Consider the following 13,606-nt stretch of genomic DNA (forward strand, 5'->3'; position numbering starts at 1 on the left):
CCATCGGAAGCCTGGGCATGGAAGTGCGTGCGGGCCGGGCCATGCCGCGTGCACATGCCGGGGCCGCGGTGCTGTCGTGCGTTGCCACCATGGCACAGATCCTGGTGGTGGCGGCCACCGTACAGCCGCAGTGGCTGGGGCTGCTGTGCTTGCCGGCGCTGGCGGGCGGGTGCGTGGCGGGGGCCATAGGCTGGTGGGGCGTGCGGGGTGTGCGCCACCTGCCCGGCCAGGGTGCCGAAGCAGCATCGGCCCCCGCGCTGCCGCCCGACACGCCCATGTTCAAGCTGCGGGATGCGTTGGTCATCGCCGCCCTGCTGACGGGCATCCAGGCCGGTGTACAGCTGCTGACGGCGTGGCAAGGCGATGCCGGCATGCTTGTCGGCGCGCTGCTGGCGGCCCTGGCCGATGTGCATGCCGCGACCGCCGCCGTGCTGGTGCGCGGCGGGCCGGCGAGCGCTGCGGCACCCGCCATCGCGCAAGCCCTGATGGCCGCGCTGCTGGTGCATGCGGGCAGCAAATGTGTGGTGGCCCTGGCCAGCGGAGGCTGGCGCTACGCCCTGGCGGTGGTACCGGGCGTGCTGGCGCATACGCTGGCCTTTGTGGGGGTTCTGGCCCTGAAGTCATAGCGGCCTGTAGGGGGCGGGCCGGATAATCGGCCCATGACCTTCAAAGAAAACCAAGCCCGCACTGATTTCAGCGCGCTGGCCCTGAGCCCAGCCATGCTGGCCAACCTGCAGCAGCTGGGCTACACCACGATGACGCCCATCCAGGCGGCCAGCCTGCCGCCCGCCCTGCTAGGCAAGGACCTGATCGCCCAAGCCAGCACCGGCAGCGGCAAGACCGCCGCGTTTGCGCTGGCGCTGCTGGCGAACCTCAACCCCCGCCGCTTTGCGGTGCAGGCCCTGGTGCTGTGCCCCACCCGCGAGCTGGCCGACCAGGTGACCACTGAGATCCGCCGCCTGGCGCGCGCGGAGGAAAACATCAAGGTCGTGACCCTGTGCGGCGGCGTGCCGCTGCGCGGCCAGATGCTCAGCCTGGAGCACGGCGCGCACATCGTGGTGGGCACTCCCGGCCGCGTGATGGACCACCTGGAGCGCCAGCACCTCACGCTCGAGGCGGTCAACACCCTGGTGCTGGACGAAGCCGACCGCATGCTCGACATGGGCTTCTTCGACGACATCGTCGTGGTGGCCAAGCAGTGCCCCAAGGAGCGCCAGACCCTGCTGTTCTCGGCCACCTACCCTGAGGGCATCGCCAAGCTCAGCGCCAGTTTCATGAAGTCGCCCGAGCAGATCACCGTGCAGGTGCAGCATGCCGAGGGCAAGATCGAGCAGCGCTGGTACGAGGTGAAAAACAGCGAGCGCCTGCATGTGGTGTCGCAACTGCTCAACCACTTCCGCCCAGAATCGTCCATTGCCTTTTGCAACACCAAGCAGCAGTGCCGCGACCTGGTGAGCGTGCTGCAGGCCCAGGGCTTCAGCGCGCTGGCGCTGTTTGGCGAGCTGGAGCAGCGCGAGCGCGACCAGGTGCTGGTGCAGTTTGCCAACAAGAGCTGCTCGGTGCTGGTGGCCACCGACGTGGCCGCGCGGGGGCTCGACATTGCCAACCTGGCCGCCGTCATCAATGTGGACGTGACACCCGATGCCGAGGTGCACATCCACCGCATCGGCCGCACCGGCCGGGGCGATGCCGACGGCCTGGCGCTGAACCTTGCCAGCCTGGACGAGATGGGCAGCGTGGGCAAGATCGAGCAGCTGCAGGGCCGCGAGTCGCGCTGGTTCCCGCTGACAGAATTGACGCCCACGGGCAGCGGCCCGCTCGTGCCGCCCATGGTCACCATCCAGATCATCGGGGGCCGCAAGGAGAAGATCCGCGCTGGTGACGTACTGGGCGCACTGACCGGCGACATGGGTTACACCCGCGAGCAGATCGGCAAGATCAACGTGAACGACTTCTCCACCTACGTGGCGGTGGACCGCACCATTGGCGCTCAGGCCGTGCAGCGGCTCAACAGCGGGCGCGTCAAGGGCAAGAGCGTGAAGGCCCGTCTGGTGACTGGAAACCAGGAATTTGAATAAAAAGGGCCGGATGCGCTAGTGCATCATGCGCTAATAGCTATCAAATTGGTAGCGTTTGACTTCTACCTTTGCTAGGTTCAGCGGCGGATGGCGGCCGCTTCCAGCATCTGCACCATCTCTCCATATCCACGCTGGCGCGCCAGTTGCAGGGGCGTGGTTCCTTGGCGGTCGGTCAGTGCCTGGCTGGCGCCGGCCTTGAGCAGTGCCTGCAGCGTGGCCTGGTGGCGCGGGCCACCGTTGCCCAGCACGATGGATTCGATGAGCGCCGTCCAGTGCAGGTTGTTCACATGGTCCAGCGGCGCCCCGGCCGCTATCAGCTGGCGCACGACGCCGTCGTGCCCCAGGTGGGCGGCGGCGATCAGGGCCGTGCCGTCATAGCGGCTGGTCACCTGTTTGGCGCTGGCGCCCAGTTGCAGCAGCAGGCGCAGCGTGGCCTCGTCATCGGCCACGGCGGCGATGGTCACGGCGTCGTAGCGATCGTTTTCCAGCGTGTTCAGATCGGCCCCGGCCTGGGCGAGCGCGCGGATGGCGTCGGCCTGCCGGGCGTACGTGGCCACATGCAGGGGCGTGCGGCCGTAGGCGTCGCGGGCGTTCAGATCGGCTTTTGCCGCGATCAGCTTGGTGAGCGCGGGCATGTCGCCCCGCGCCGCCGCCGCATGCAGGCCCTGGTAAGCCGCAGTTTCGGCCGCCGTGGGTGGCACCTGGGCCTGGGTCGGAGTGGCACAGGCCAGTGCGGCGGCCAGGGCGAAAACAAGATTCCACGGCTTCATGGGGGCCTCCGTTGAATGCTCAGCTGCCTGTGGTGGGGCTGGCTTACTTCAGCAAATCCTGCACCTTGGCGATGCCCGCCACCGCGCACTGCTCGTCCAGGTGGCCGCCGGGCGCACCGCCCACGCCCACGGCGCCGATCACTTCGTTGCCCACCTTCACCGGCACGCCGCCGCCCAGCAGCAGATAGCCGGGAATGTTCACCAGGTTGGCGGCCGCGGGGTTCTTCTGCGCGCCTTCCATCATGGCCAGCGTGGTGTTCTTGGCCGATGCCGAGGTGTAGGCCTTGAGGCGGCTGGCTTCCAGTGTGTGGGGGCCCGCGTTGTCGGCGCGATGCACGGCGCGCACGGTGCCTGCACGGTCCACCACGGTGGCAGTCACGGCGTAGCCGTTGGCGGTGCAGGTGGCAACGGTCTGGGCGGCGATCTGCGTGGCCAGGTCCAGCGACATATTCTTTTCCGTGCGCACGCCTTCGGCGCTGGCGGCGGTGGCGATCAGGGACAGGGTGAGGGCGGCGGCTTTGACGAGGGTGCTTTGCATGGTGTTCTCCGGTGTTTGTGACGTCGGTGCCACCCTTTGTGGCGCCGTGGGAGAACTGTAAAAATCGCCGCCGTTTTCAGCCATTCGGGCGGCTACGCGCGGGCCTCCGTAGAACTACGGAAGGCCTTTGCAGGCCGATTCAGGATGCGGCATCCACCAGCGCCGCATACCGCCGGATCAGCTGCGCCAACGACTCGGCCCCCAGCTTGGCGAACAGGTTGGCGCGGTGTGTTTCCACCGTGCGGGGTGAGAGTTCCAGCGCCCGGCCGATTTCCTTGTTGGTGAGGCCCTCGACGATCAGCCCCAGCACCTCGCGCTCGCGGGCCGAGAGCTGCGCAAAACGCTCGCGCGCCTGCTGGTCGGCCTGGTGGCGCTCGCGCGAGCGCACATGCTGGCGCACGGCGTTTTGCAGGGCCTCGATCAGCACCTCGTCGTCCACCGGCTTTTCCAGAAACTCGGCCGCCCCGGTCTTGAACGCGCGGCGGCACATCTCCACCGTGCCGTGGCCGGTGAGCAAAATCACGGGCTGGTCCACGCCCTGCGCCAGCAACTGCTCCAGCACCGTGAGGCCGCTGATGCCGGGCATGCGTACATCGAGCACGATGGCGCCGATGCTGGCGCGGTCAAACCCGGCCATGAAGGACTGCGGGTCGGCCCAGGTCTGCACGCGCAGGCCCACGGTGCTGATGAGCAGCGAGAGGCCCTCGCGCACGGCGGCATCGTCGTCCACCAGGTGGATCAGGGGCGAGAGGGAGGGGGCGCTATCGGTCATCGGTGGGTGGTGCGGCTTGCAGGGTCAGCACAAACTCGGCGCCCCGCTGGGCGGCGGACGGGGGCGTGGCCTCGGGCGCCAGGGCGAGCTGCGCGCCCATGGCCTGCGCCAGGCTTTCGCACAGCGTGAGGCCCAGGCCCAGCCCGCCGGTGCGCGTGGTGTAGAAGGGCTCGAACAGGTGCTGGCGCGCTTCGGGCGGGATGCCGGGGCCGTGGTCGCGCACCGACAGGGTTACCTGCCCGCTTGCCGCGCGCGCCATGCCCAGGCGCAGCTGGCGTTCTGCGGGCGGCACCTGCTCCAGCGCCTGCAGCGCGTTCATCAGCAGGTTGTGGACGATCTGCTGCAGGGCCACAGGCTCGGCCAGCACCGGGGGCAAGTCTGCTGCGGCCAACACTTCGGGCACTACGCCACGCTGCGCCAGCTCGGGCTCCAGCAGGTGCAGCACGTCTTGCACGGCGGTGGGCAGTGCCAGGGGCTGGGCCTGGCCTGCCAGGTCGGGCCGCTCCACCAGACGGCGCAGGCGGCCCACCACGGTGGATGCGCGGCGCGCCTGCTCCACGGCGCGGGCCATGGCGGTCTGTGCGGTGTCGAGGTCGGGCGGGTCGTCGGCCAGCAGGCGCTGGGCGGCCTGCGTGCTGGACAGCAGTGCCGTGAGCGGCTGGTTCAGCTCGTGCGCCATGCCCGCGGCCAGTTCGCCCAGCGTGTTCAGCCGCGCCACCTGGCCCAGGCGCAGCAGCTCTTCGGCCCGCTGGCGCGCCAGGCGCTGGCGCCACAGGGCGCGGCCTGTGGCCCACAGCGCGGCGGTCAGCAGGCACCAGCCCAGCATGCGCCACCAGGGCAGCTCGTGCAGGCCCACGCTGCGGCGGGCCACCACGTCCAGCGGCTGGCTGGCGGCGGCCAGCAGTTTGTGAAAGTCGTAGGTGCGGATGCCGCTGTTAGGAGCGACCTGGCCAGGCTGCACCACAACGGCCGTGCCGCCGTGCTCCAGCGTCACGCGCACCGGGCTGGTGGCCAGGTCCATGGGCCACTCGTCGGTGGGGATGGTGGTGCGCAGGTCGATGTGCAGCGCATAGCTTGTGGGCGTGCCCGCCAGCACCAGGTAGTAACGGCCTGCGGGCAGGTCCAGCCCCGCCATCGCGGCGTGGCCCGTGCGCCGTGATGTGGCCTCGGCCGCTGCCAGCTCGGTCTGCAGCGCGGGCGGCCAGTCGCTGTGGGCCGAGCGCTGCAGCACGGCCAGGATTTGCGGGTACACCGACGGGAGGCGGGGCAGGGGCGATGCCCGTTTGTGCAGGCTGTCCGCTGCAGGGTCTGGCTGCAGCAGCGCCAGTGTGGCCATGATGGCGTCGTGCTGCACCACGCGCTGGCTCAGCAGCCGGTGCACGATGCGTGCGTCGGTCTCAAACGCTGCGTGCAGTTGCTGCAGGCGGTCCACCACCAGCCAGCCGCAACCGATGCAGGCCACCAGCCCCCACAGCAGCAGGCTGGGCAGGTGGGGCATGTGTCGCAACAGGAGGCGCCAGGCTGGGAGCATGCGCGGATTCTGGCATGGGGCTGCGTTGCATCAACGCTGGGTGCACACTCTGGGTGCTCTGTTAAACGGAGCTTAAGGTGGCTCTGGTGTAATTTCAGATTCGCATGTTTGTCGCTCCTTCGCCTACCCACCATGTCCGCTGCATCGCCCGCATCCCACCCCTGGCTTTCACCCCGCAACCTGCTGTGGGCCTCGGTGGCTGTGGCGGTGGTCACCATCGCGCTCAAGACACTGGCCTGGGTGGTCACGGGCTCGGTGGGTTTGCTGTCGGACGCGATGGAGTCGTTTGTGAACCTGGCCAGCGCCATGTTTGCGCTGGCCATGGTGACGGTGGCGCAGCGCCCTGCCGATGACGACCACCCCTATGGCCACCACAAGGCCGAATACTTTTCGTCGGGGTTCGAGGGCATCCTCATCATGGGCGTGTCGGCGGGCATCCTGTGGGCGGCGGGGCACCGCTTGTTTGACCCGCAACCCATCGAGCAGGTGGGCTGGGGCCTGGGTCTGTCGGTGCTCAGCTCGGCCCTGAACGGGCTGCTGGCCTGGGTGATGTTCCGCTCGGCGCGCGAGCATCGCTCCATTGCGCTGGAGGCCGATGCCCGCCACTTGGTCACCGATGTGTGGACCTCGGCCGGTGTGCTGGTGGGTATTGCGGGGGCGGCCCTGACCGGGTGGCTGTGGCTGGATGCGGTAGCGGCGATTGCGGTGGCGCTGAACATCCTGAAAGAGGGCGTAGAGCTGGTCTGGCGGTCGTCCCAGGGCCTCATGGATTCAGCGGTGGAGCCCGAGGTGCAGTCCACCATCGACGCCACGCTGCAGCAGTTTGTGGCGGCCCAGGCGCCGGGTGCCGTGCGGTTCGACCATGTCTCCACACGCCGCGCGGGCCAGCGCCAGTTTGTGGACATGCACCTGCACATGCCCGCCGACTGGACCCTGCGCCACGCCGCCGAACTGCGCGGCCAGGTCGAGCGCGCGCTGATGACGGCCGTGCCGGGCCTGCGCGCCACCATCGAGCTGCTGCCCACCGATGTGGAGGCGCACTTTGACGACCCCCGTGACGATTTGAAGGATGCTGTGAAGTGATCACCGTATTGCAACGTGTGCGCGAAGCGCGTGTGGATGTGGACGGGCAGACCGTGGGCGCCATCGGCGCGGGCCTGCTGGTGCTGGTGTGCGCCGAGCGTGGAGACACCGAGGCCGAGGCCGACAAGCTGCTGGCCAAGATCCTTAAGCTGCGCATTTTTTCGGACGCTGCGGGCAAGATGAACCAGAGCGTGCAGGACATCGATGGACGTGGAGCCTGCGGGGGCCTGCTGCTGGTCAGCCAGTTCACGCTGGCGGCAGACACCACCGGCGGCAACCGGCCCAGTTTTACCCAGGCGGCTGCGCCCGACGAGGGCCGGCGGCTGTATGACTATGTGGTGGCTCAGGCCCGCAAGGCGCATCCCGATGTCGCCACCGGGCAGTTTGCAGCCGACATGCAGGTGCATCTGGTCAACGACGGGCCGGTGACGATTCCGCTGCGCGTGGCGCCTGCGTCTCCCACGTTGCCGGCATGACCCGGTGCTGCGCGTGACCGGGCCCGAGCGCCACCCTGCCGCTCCTGCCCCGCCCTCCGCGGCGCTGTGGATCATGTACCTGTGCCTGCTCTCGGCGTTTTCGCTGAGCCAGGCGTTCCGCACGGTAACCAGCATCATTGCCACCGGGCTGCAGGCAGACTTCGGGATCTCGCCGGATTCGCTGGGCGCGTTTGCAGGGCTTTTCGGGCTGTCGTTTGGCGTTACGCAGTTGCTCATGGGCATTGGCATGGACCTGTACGGCCTGCGCAAAACGGTGCTGACAGCCTTCCCCCTGGCGGTGCTGGGGGCTGCGGTGTCGGCCGCTGCACCCAGCTACGGGTGGCTGATGCTGGGGCAGCTGCTGATCGGGGTGGGGTGCTCGCCGGCGTTTCTGGCCTGCACGGTGTTTATCTCGCGCCACTTTCCAGCACAGCGCTTCGCATTTTTTTCGGGCCTCGGGATGGGCGTGGGTGGGCTGGGCCTGCTCTTCACCGGCACACCGCTGGCCTTCATGGTGCAGCACGGGGGGTGGCGCATGGGCTTTGGGGTGCTTGCGGTGCTTTCGCTGTTGTCGTGGCTGCTGATTTTCTGGAAGGTGCGCGAGCCCGCGCTGCCGCACGCTTCCTCAGACCCGCGCGAATCGTGGGGCCAGGCGGCAGCCCGGTTTGGCACGCTGTTCAGGGTGCCGCACACCTGGGGCATCCTGATCCTGGGCATGACCTGCTATGCGGCGTTTCTGTCATTGCGCGGCCTGTGGCTGGGCCCGCTGCTGATGGAGCGCCACCACTTCTCGCTGGTGGAAAGCGGCAACGTGGCGCTGGTCTTGTCGATGATTTCGGTGGTGGTTCCGGTCGTCTACGGGCGCATGGACCCCGGGGCCACGCACCGGCGCGCCTGGATCACAAGGCTTTCATTGCTCATGGGTGGCCTCTTCGTGCTGCTGGGCCTGTTGCAGCACGCAGCGGCCAGTGTGGCGCTGATTTTCCTCATGGGGTTGCTCTCGGGTTACGGGGTGCTGCAGTACGCTGATGTGCGCTCGTCGTACCCCGCGGAGACGACGGGCCGCGCGCTGTCTCTGTACACGATGTCGATGTTTCTGGGGGTGGCCCTGATGCAGTGGTTCACCGGGGTGGTGGCCACATGGGCACAACATGGCGGGCATGACCCCTACCAGGCGGTGATGGTGTGCATTGCCTGCATGCTGGCCGCGGCCTCCACGGCTTTTCGCCTGTTGCCCCGCTCGCCCCTGCTGCTGCCTGGCGCGCACTGAGGCTGTGCCTGCAGCCGATGGCTCAGGCCCGCAGGAAGAACAGGCCCGCCATCACCAGGCCCGTGGCCACGATGCCCCAGCGCAGCCACGCAGCCGGTATGCGCCGCGCCACCCGCGCGCCCCCGTAGCCGCCCGCCGTGGCGGCCACCATCATCATCAGCGCCTGCGGCCACAGCACCACGCCGCCAGCGGCGTAGATGGCCACGGCAATGGCGGTGAGCAGGGCCGACACCCAGTTCTTGAGGCCGTTCATGGCGTTCAGGTTCGTCTGCCCCAGCAGGCCGAACAACGCCAGCAGCAAGATACCCAGCCCGCCGTTGAAGTAACCACCGTAGGCCGCCACCGCCAGGATGCCCACGGTGGCCTTGGCCGTGGACGGCTTGCCACCCGCGAGCAACTTGCGCAGCTGCGGCCCGAAGGCGAACAGCGCCGTGGCCGCCAGCAGCAGCCAGGGCACCACGCGGCGGAAGGTGGCATCGGGCGTGACCAGCAGCAGAGCCGCACCGGCCGCGCCGCCCAGCAGCGATAGCACCACCAGCAAACGCATCGACAGGCCCGGCGGCGGGGCGGTGTCCTCCCGAAAGCCCCAGGCCCCCGCCATGTAGCCCGGCAGCAGCGCTACGGTGCCCGTGGCATTGGCCACCACAGGGGGAACGCCGGTGAAGACGAGCGCAGGCAGGGTCAGAAAGCTGCCGCCTCCGGCAACGGCGTTCAGGGCGCCGGCCATGAAGGCGGCCGCGAGCAGCAGGGCGATTTCGGTCATTTTCTCGGGGTCGGAAGGGGGGGCGCCCCACCACGATGGCGCCCGGGTTGAAGCATTCGTCTGATCTTAGGTGTGCAAGACCCCTGTTTTGCCCACCATTACATACAAAAAAGGTTGCACTGATGTGCTGTGTGATACGGCCCTGCGGCCCGCGCTGGCCCTCTGCAGCCAAGCCTGGGGGGCCGCTGGCTAGCGGGCGTAGGGGTCTGCGTAACCCAGCTCTTGCAGGATGGCGGTTTCGTAGTCTTCCATCTCCTGCGCATCCGCCTCGCTGGTCTCGTGGTCCCACCCTTGTGCGTGCAGCGTGCCGTGCACCAGCATGTGGGCGTAGTGCTCTTCCAGGCTCTTGTTCTGCTCCTTCGCCTCGCGCTCGATCACGGGGGCGCACAGCACCAGGTCGGCGGTCACCACGGGCTCCTGGGCGTAGTCGAACGTGAGCACGTTGGTGGCGTAGTCCTTCTTGCGGTACTCACGGTTGAGCTGCTGGCCTTCTTCAGCACCCACGATGCGCACGGTGATTTCGGCATCCGCGGCCAACGCGTGGCGAATCCAGCGTGTGACCTTGTGGCGGGGCAGCACGGCACGGTGGGCGGCCACGGCGTCAAAGGAGCCGAATTGCAGAGACAGGGCGAGTTGGTTCAAAGGCATTTGGAGTGTTTTTGGCCTCTGGCGCTTGGTGGATAAGCGCAAGCAGCTATGAAAATAGGAGTTAAGTCTGCGAGGCTATTCGCGCACACGCGCTGCCGTCGCACGGCGGGGGGCGTCATAGGCGTCCACGATGCGGGCCACCAGCGGGTGGCGCACCACGTCGGCGCTAGTGAAGTGGGTGATGGAGATGCCCTTCACACGCTTGAGCACGCGTTCAGCATCAATCAGGCCGCTCAGGTTGCCCTTGGGCAGGTCGATCTGGCTCACGTCACCCGTCACCACCGCCTTGGCGCCAAAGCCGATGCGGGTGAGGAACATCTTCATCTGCTCGGGGGTGGTGTTCTGCGCCTCGTCCAGGATGACGAACGCGTTGTTCAGTGTGCGCCCGCGCATGAAGGCCAGCGGCGCGATCTCGATGGCGTTGCGCTCGAAGGCCTTTTGCACCTTGTCATGCCCCATCAGCTCGTACAGCGCGTCGTACAGGGGGCGCAGATACGGGTCCACCTTCTGCGCCAGGTCACCGGGCAAAAAGCCCAGGCGCTCGCCAGCCTCCACCGCCGGGCGGGTCAGCACGATGCGCTGCACGCTGCTGCGCTCCAGCGCGTCCACCGCACTGGCCACGGCGAGATACGTCTTGCCGGTGCCGGCAGGGCCGATGCCGAAGGTGATGTCGTGCGTGGCAATGTTCTGCAGGTACAGGTTCTGCGTGGGGGTGCGCCCGCGCAGGTCGGCACGGCGGGTGTTGAGGATGATGGCGTCGTCTGGCGCCTCCAGCAGCTCGCTGTCGCCCGCCAGCATCAGCTGGATGTAATCCTCGCCAATCGGCCGCTCGGCCATTTCATACAGGGCCTGCAGCAGCTCCATCGCCTGTGTGGCCTTGGCCTTGGGGCCGTCAATCTTGAACTGCTCATGCCGGTGCGCAATGCTCACCTGCAAGGCCACCTCGATGGTGCGCAGGTGCGCATCGGCCGGGCCGCACAGGTTGGTGAGCCGGGTGTTGTTGTGGGGGGTGAAGGTGTGGCGCAGGATCACGCGGATAATTCCAGTCAGGCAACCGAAAAACGGCAAGAAGACGGCGCCGCGCGTCATGCCCGCGTCGCCAAAGGACATCAATGATAGGCAAATTGACCGGCACCCTGCTGGAGAAGAACCCCCCCGAGGTGCTGCTGGACTGCCACGGCGTGGGCTACGAGGTGAACGTGCCCATGAGCACCTTCTACAACCTGCCCGCCGTGGGCGAGCGCGTGAGCCTGCTCACCCAGTTCATTGTGCGCGAGGACGCACAACTGCTGTACGGCTTTGCCACCGCGCCCGAGCGCCAGGCGTTTCGGGAGCTGATCAAGATTTCTGGCGTGGGACCACGCACGGCGCTGTCCATCCTGAGCGGCATGGGCGTGAGCGATCTGGCGCAGGCGATCTCGCTGCAGGAGGCGGGGCGCCTGGTGAAGGTGCCGGGCATCGGCAAGAAAACGGCCGAGCGGCTGCTGCTGGAGCTCAAGGGCAAGCTGGGCGCCGACATGGGCGCCGTGCGTGGCGCCGCCACCAGCGATGCGCAGGCGGATATCCTGCAGGCGCTGCTGGCCTTGGGATACAACGACAAGGAAGCGGCGGCGGCGCTCAAGGCACTGCCCGCGGAGGTGGGGGTGAGCGAGGGGATCAAGATGGCGCTGAAGGCGCTGGCGAAATAGCAGCGCAGCGCGTTGCAGTGTTCAGTGAGAATGGGTGCGAACCAGGGGGTGAAGATGAAAAGCAGATTGTCGGAATGCGTGGTGGCGGTATTTGCAGCAGTGGCGGCGGCCCTGCTGGTGGGTTGCGGTGGTGGCCAGGAGGCGGGTGTGACGTCTTCGAGCCCGGTGCTGCTGGTGGATGGCTGGGTGCAGCCCGACACTGCGGACCAGGGGGTTTCGAATGTCAAGGCACGTAGCGCCGTGGCGTCGCCACCCGAACCTGCACGGGTGAGCCTGGGAGCGCTGGCAGATGCCAAGGTGGCTCAGGCCGCTGGGGGTGTCGGCCCGCGCCAGGTAGGTATCGCGCGCGATGTGGTGGCTACCCATGCGGCCGAGCAGACTCTGCAGCACATGCAGTGGAAGGCCGGTTCGAACGGCGGGCTGGTGGCGGCCATCAGCTTTACCGCAGAGGGAGCCCACGGCCTGCGTCTGGGGGTGGTGGCGCGGCAGTTACCTCCCGGCGCCGTGCTGCGTTTTTACCGCCAGACGGATCCGGGCTCCGTGTTCCAGATATCCGGGCAGGATGTTTTGCAGAGCATCCAGCGCAATGCGCAAGCCGCAGAGACCGGTCTGGATGCGCGCACCTGGTGGAGCCCCGATCTGGGTGCCGACGAAGTGACCCTGGAGCTTGAGGTGCCTGCGGGCACCCGGGTGGGTACGCTGGACTTTTCCGTGCCGCGCGTCTCGCACATCTACGAAAACCTGGCGATACCTACGGAGGAAGAGTTTTCCGCGAAGATCAACGAATCGGCGTCTTGCCACCTGGATGCCAGTTGCCAGGATGCTTATGCAAACCAGCGCAACGCCGTGGCCCGCATGATTTACACGTCGGGGGGCAGCACCTATGTGTGCACCGGCACCCTGCTCAATGACAACCAGTCCTCGGGAACACCTTATTTTCTGACAGCGAACCACTGCATTTCCACGCAGGCCGAGGCCTCTTCGCTGCAAACCGACTGGTTCTATCGGGCGCCAACCTGCAACTCGCGGACGTTGTCAAGCGCTACCACCAAGCGGTTCAATGGCGCTGCACTGCTCTACACCACCACCGCAACAGACATCACGCTGCTCCGGTTGAACGACACACCGCCAGCGGGCGTGTTCTTCGCAGGCTGGGATGCCAGCGTCCAGTCCATCGGCACACCCGTGGTGGGCTTGCACCACCCCAGGGGTGACCTTCTCAAGATGAGCATCGGCGACGTGAACAGCTATTCGTCGTGTGCTGCAACAAGTGGCACGCAGTTCCAGTGCAGCGGCACCACGGGCAACTTCTACCGCGTGATCTGGAACCAGGGCACGACCGAAGGCGGCAGCAGTGGATCGGCGATCTTCAAGGGCGGCACGCACGTCATCGGTACTCTGTATGGAGGCAGCGCAAGCTGTTCTGCCATCACCGCGCCGGAGTTCTATGGACGCTTTGACATCGCGTACAACGATGGCCTCAAGAACTGGCTCGCAGCGGGAACCAGCGCGCAGGCGCGTACAGCGATCTACCGGTTTTTCAACATCCAGACGGGCGCCCATTTTTTCACGTCCAGCGCGGCTGAACGCGATTACGTCATCGCCACCTATCCGCAGTTCCAGTACGAGAACATAGCTTTCTATGCATACCCGCAGCCCACGGCCGGGCAGAGTGCTGTGTACCGCTTCTTCAACCTGTCCAACAGCGCACACTTTTATACGATCAGCCAGGGCGAGAGCGACTTTGTGCGGGCGAACTATCCGGTCTTCAAGTACGAAGGGCCCATCTGGTATGCGCAGACCACTGCGGGCAATGCCGCCATCCCCGTCTACCGTTTTTACAAGCCTGACAAAGGCACCCACTTTTACACGGTCAACGCCGCCGAGCGGGACTATGTGATCGCGAACTACAGGGACTTCAATTACGAAGGTGTGGCCTACCACGCCTGGACCAGCCGGTAGAACACCAGAGATCCTTCAACGGCAGCA

14 protein-coding genes are annotated in these 13,606 nt (G+C 67.0%); 7 read left to right on the forward strand and 7 right to left on the reverse strand.

Annotated features, from left to right (window positions below):
- Together KYG_RS21985 and dbpA are read left to right on the forward strand one after the other, a co-directional pair.
- A partial coding sequence (locus KYG_RS21985; RefSeq protein ID WP_008907141.1) for a DUF4010 domain-containing protein occupies positions 1 to 626 on the forward strand: 626 nt, incomplete at its 5' end.
- A 33-nt stretch (positions 627 to 659) separates the two neighbouring features.
- On the forward strand, positions 660 to 2,078 hold the full coding sequence (gene dbpA / locus KYG_RS21990; protein ID WP_008907142.1) for an ATP-dependent RNA helicase DbpA: 1,419 nt from the start codon (positions 660 to 662) through the stop codon (positions 2,076 to 2,078).
- A 77-nt stretch (positions 2,079 to 2,155) separates the two neighbouring features.
- On the opposite strand, the gene KYG_RS21995 is transcribed toward dbpA, so the two are convergent.
- The 4 genes from KYG_RS21995 to KYG_RS22010 all read right to left on the reverse strand — a co-directional run bounded on the left by KYG_RS21995 (position 2,156) and on the right by KYG_RS22010 (position 5,689).
- Positions 2,156 to 2,848, reverse strand: a complete 693-nt coding sequence (locus KYG_RS21995) for an ankyrin repeat domain-containing protein (RefSeq protein ID WP_008907143.1) — start codon at positions 2,846 to 2,848, stop codon at positions 2,156 to 2,158.
- A gap of 43 nt (positions 2,849 to 2,891) precedes the next feature.
- A complete protein-coding gene (locus tag KYG_RS22000; RefSeq protein ID WP_008907144.1) occupies positions 2,892 to 3,386 on the reverse strand; it encodes a heme-binding protein in 495 nt (164 codons plus the stop codon).
- Between the two features lie 139 nt (positions 3,387 to 3,525).
- The gene (locus tag KYG_RS22005; RefSeq protein ID WP_008907145.1) at positions 3,526 to 4,158 is read right to left on the reverse strand and encodes a response regulator transcription factor; all 633 of its coding nucleotides are present in this window, start codon (positions 4,156 to 4,158) and stop codon (positions 3,526 to 3,528) included.
- Positions 4,148 to 5,689 carry a sensor histidine kinase gene (locus KYG_RS22010; RefSeq protein WP_008907146.1) on the reverse strand — a complete coding sequence of 514 codons (1,542 nt, stop codon included), beginning with the start codon at positions 5,687 to 5,689 and terminating at the stop codon, positions 4,148 to 4,150. Before KYG_RS22010 ends, KYG_RS22005 begins: the two co-directional genes overlap by 11 nt.
- Positions 5,690 to 5,821: 132 nt before the next feature.
- Between KYG_RS22010 and KYG_RS22015 the strand changes: the two genes are divergently transcribed.
- The 3 genes from KYG_RS22015 to KYG_RS22025 all read left to right on the forward strand — a co-directional run bounded on the left by KYG_RS22015 (position 5,822) and on the right by KYG_RS22025 (position 8,518).
- Complete coding sequence (locus KYG_RS22015) at positions 5,822 to 6,772, forward strand: cation diffusion facilitator family transporter (protein WP_008907147.1); 951 nt, start codon at positions 5,822 to 5,824, stop codon at positions 6,770 to 6,772.
- Positions 6,769 to 7,248: a D-aminoacyl-tRNA deacylase gene (dtd, locus tag KYG_RS22020; RefSeq protein WP_008907148.1), complete on the forward strand. Its 480-nt coding sequence runs from the start codon at positions 6,769 to 6,771 to the stop codon at positions 7,246 to 7,248. Before KYG_RS22015 ends, dtd begins: the two co-directional genes overlap by 4 nt.
- A 73-nt stretch (positions 7,249 to 7,321) precedes the next feature.
- Positions 7,322 to 8,518, forward strand: coding sequence for an MFS transporter (locus KYG_RS22025; RefSeq protein WP_139019451.1), 1,197 nt, complete (start codon positions 7,322 to 7,324; stop codon positions 8,516 to 8,518).
- Between the two features lie 22 nt (positions 8,519 to 8,540).
- Here the strand turns inward: KYG_RS22025 and KYG_RS22030 are convergent, their stop codons facing one another.
- The 3 genes from KYG_RS22030 to KYG_RS22040 form a co-directional block, all read right to left on the reverse strand.
- Positions 8,541 to 9,281 (reverse strand): sulfite exporter TauE/SafE family protein, encoded by a 741-nt coding sequence (locus KYG_RS22030; protein WP_008907150.1) that lies wholly within the window; start codon positions 9,279 to 9,281, stop codon positions 8,541 to 8,543.
- A 189-nt stretch (positions 9,282 to 9,470) separates the two neighbouring features.
- Complete coding sequence (gene ybeY, locus KYG_RS22035; protein WP_008907151.1) at positions 9,471 to 9,929, reverse strand: rRNA maturation RNase YbeY; 459 nt, start codon at positions 9,927 to 9,929, stop codon at positions 9,471 to 9,473.
- Positions 9,930 to 10,004: 75 nt separating this feature from the next.
- Positions 10,005 to 10,961 carry a PhoH family protein gene (locus KYG_RS22040; RefSeq protein ID WP_034695888.1) on the reverse strand — a complete coding sequence of 319 codons (957 nt, stop codon included), beginning with the start codon at positions 10,959 to 10,961 and terminating at the stop codon, positions 10,005 to 10,007.
- 80 nt (positions 10,962 to 11,041) lie between these two features.
- Here KYG_RS22040 and ruvA point away from each other — a divergent pair, with 80 nt between their 5' ends.
- Together ruvA and KYG_RS22050 are read left to right on the forward strand one after the other, a co-directional pair.
- Positions 11,042 to 11,617: a Holliday junction branch migration protein RuvA gene (gene ruvA, locus KYG_RS22045; RefSeq protein WP_008907153.1), complete on the forward strand. Its 576-nt coding sequence runs from the start codon at positions 11,042 to 11,044 to the stop codon at positions 11,615 to 11,617.
- Between the two features lie 54 nt (positions 11,618 to 11,671).
- Positions 11,672 to 13,579: a trypsin-like peptidase domain-containing protein gene (locus tag KYG_RS22050; RefSeq protein ID WP_034695890.1), complete on the forward strand. Its 1,908-nt coding sequence runs from the start codon at positions 11,672 to 11,674 to the stop codon at positions 13,577 to 13,579.
- Positions 13,580 to 13,606: the final 27 nt, after the last annotated feature.

This window comes from Acidovorax sp. NO-1, from assembly GCF_000238595.1.
Lineage (GTDB): Bacteria > Pseudomonadota > Gammaproteobacteria > Burkholderiales > Burkholderiaceae_C > Acidovorax.

Bases quoted from the DNA above. Each gene is read 5' to 3' on its own strand.
- dbpA (WP_008907142.1), top strand. From the start codon at position 660: ATGACCTTCAAAGAAAACCAAGCCCGCACTGATTTCAGCGCGCTGGCC.
- KYG_RS21995 (WP_008907143.1), bottom strand. From the start codon at position 2,848: ATGAAGCCGTGGAATCTTGTTTTCGCCCTGGCCGCCGCACTGGCCTGT.
- KYG_RS22000 (WP_008907144.1), bottom strand. From the start codon at position 3,386: ATGCAAAGCACCCTCGTCAAAGCCGCCGCCCTCACCCTGTCCCTGATC.
- KYG_RS22005 (WP_008907145.1), bottom strand. From the start codon at position 4,158: ATGACCGATAGCGCCCCCTCCCTCTCGCCCCTGATCCACCTGGTGGAC.
- KYG_RS22010 (WP_008907146.1), bottom strand. From the start codon at position 5,689: ATGCTCCCAGCCTGGCGCCTCCTGTTGCGACACATGCCCCACCTGCCC.
- KYG_RS22015 (WP_008907147.1), top strand. From the start codon at position 5,822: ATGTCCGCTGCATCGCCCGCATCCCACCCCTGGCTTTCACCCCGCAAC.
- KYG_RS22025 (WP_139019451.1), top strand. From the start codon at position 7,322: ATGTACCTGTGCCTGCTCTCGGCGTTTTCGCTGAGCCAGGCGTTCCGC.
- KYG_RS22030 (WP_008907150.1), bottom strand. From the start codon at position 9,281: ATGACCGAAATCGCCCTGCTGCTCGCGGCCGCCTTCATGGCCGGCGCC.
- ybeY (WP_008907151.1), bottom strand. From the start codon at position 9,929: ATGCCTTTGAACCAACTCGCCCTGTCTCTGCAATTCGGCTCCTTTGAC.
- ruvA (WP_008907153.1), top strand. From the start codon at position 11,042: ATGATAGGCAAATTGACCGGCACCCTGCTGGAGAAGAACCCCCCCGAG.
- KYG_RS22050 (WP_034695890.1), top strand. From the start codon at position 11,672: ATGAAAAGCAGATTGTCGGAATGCGTGGTGGCGGTATTTGCAGCAGTG.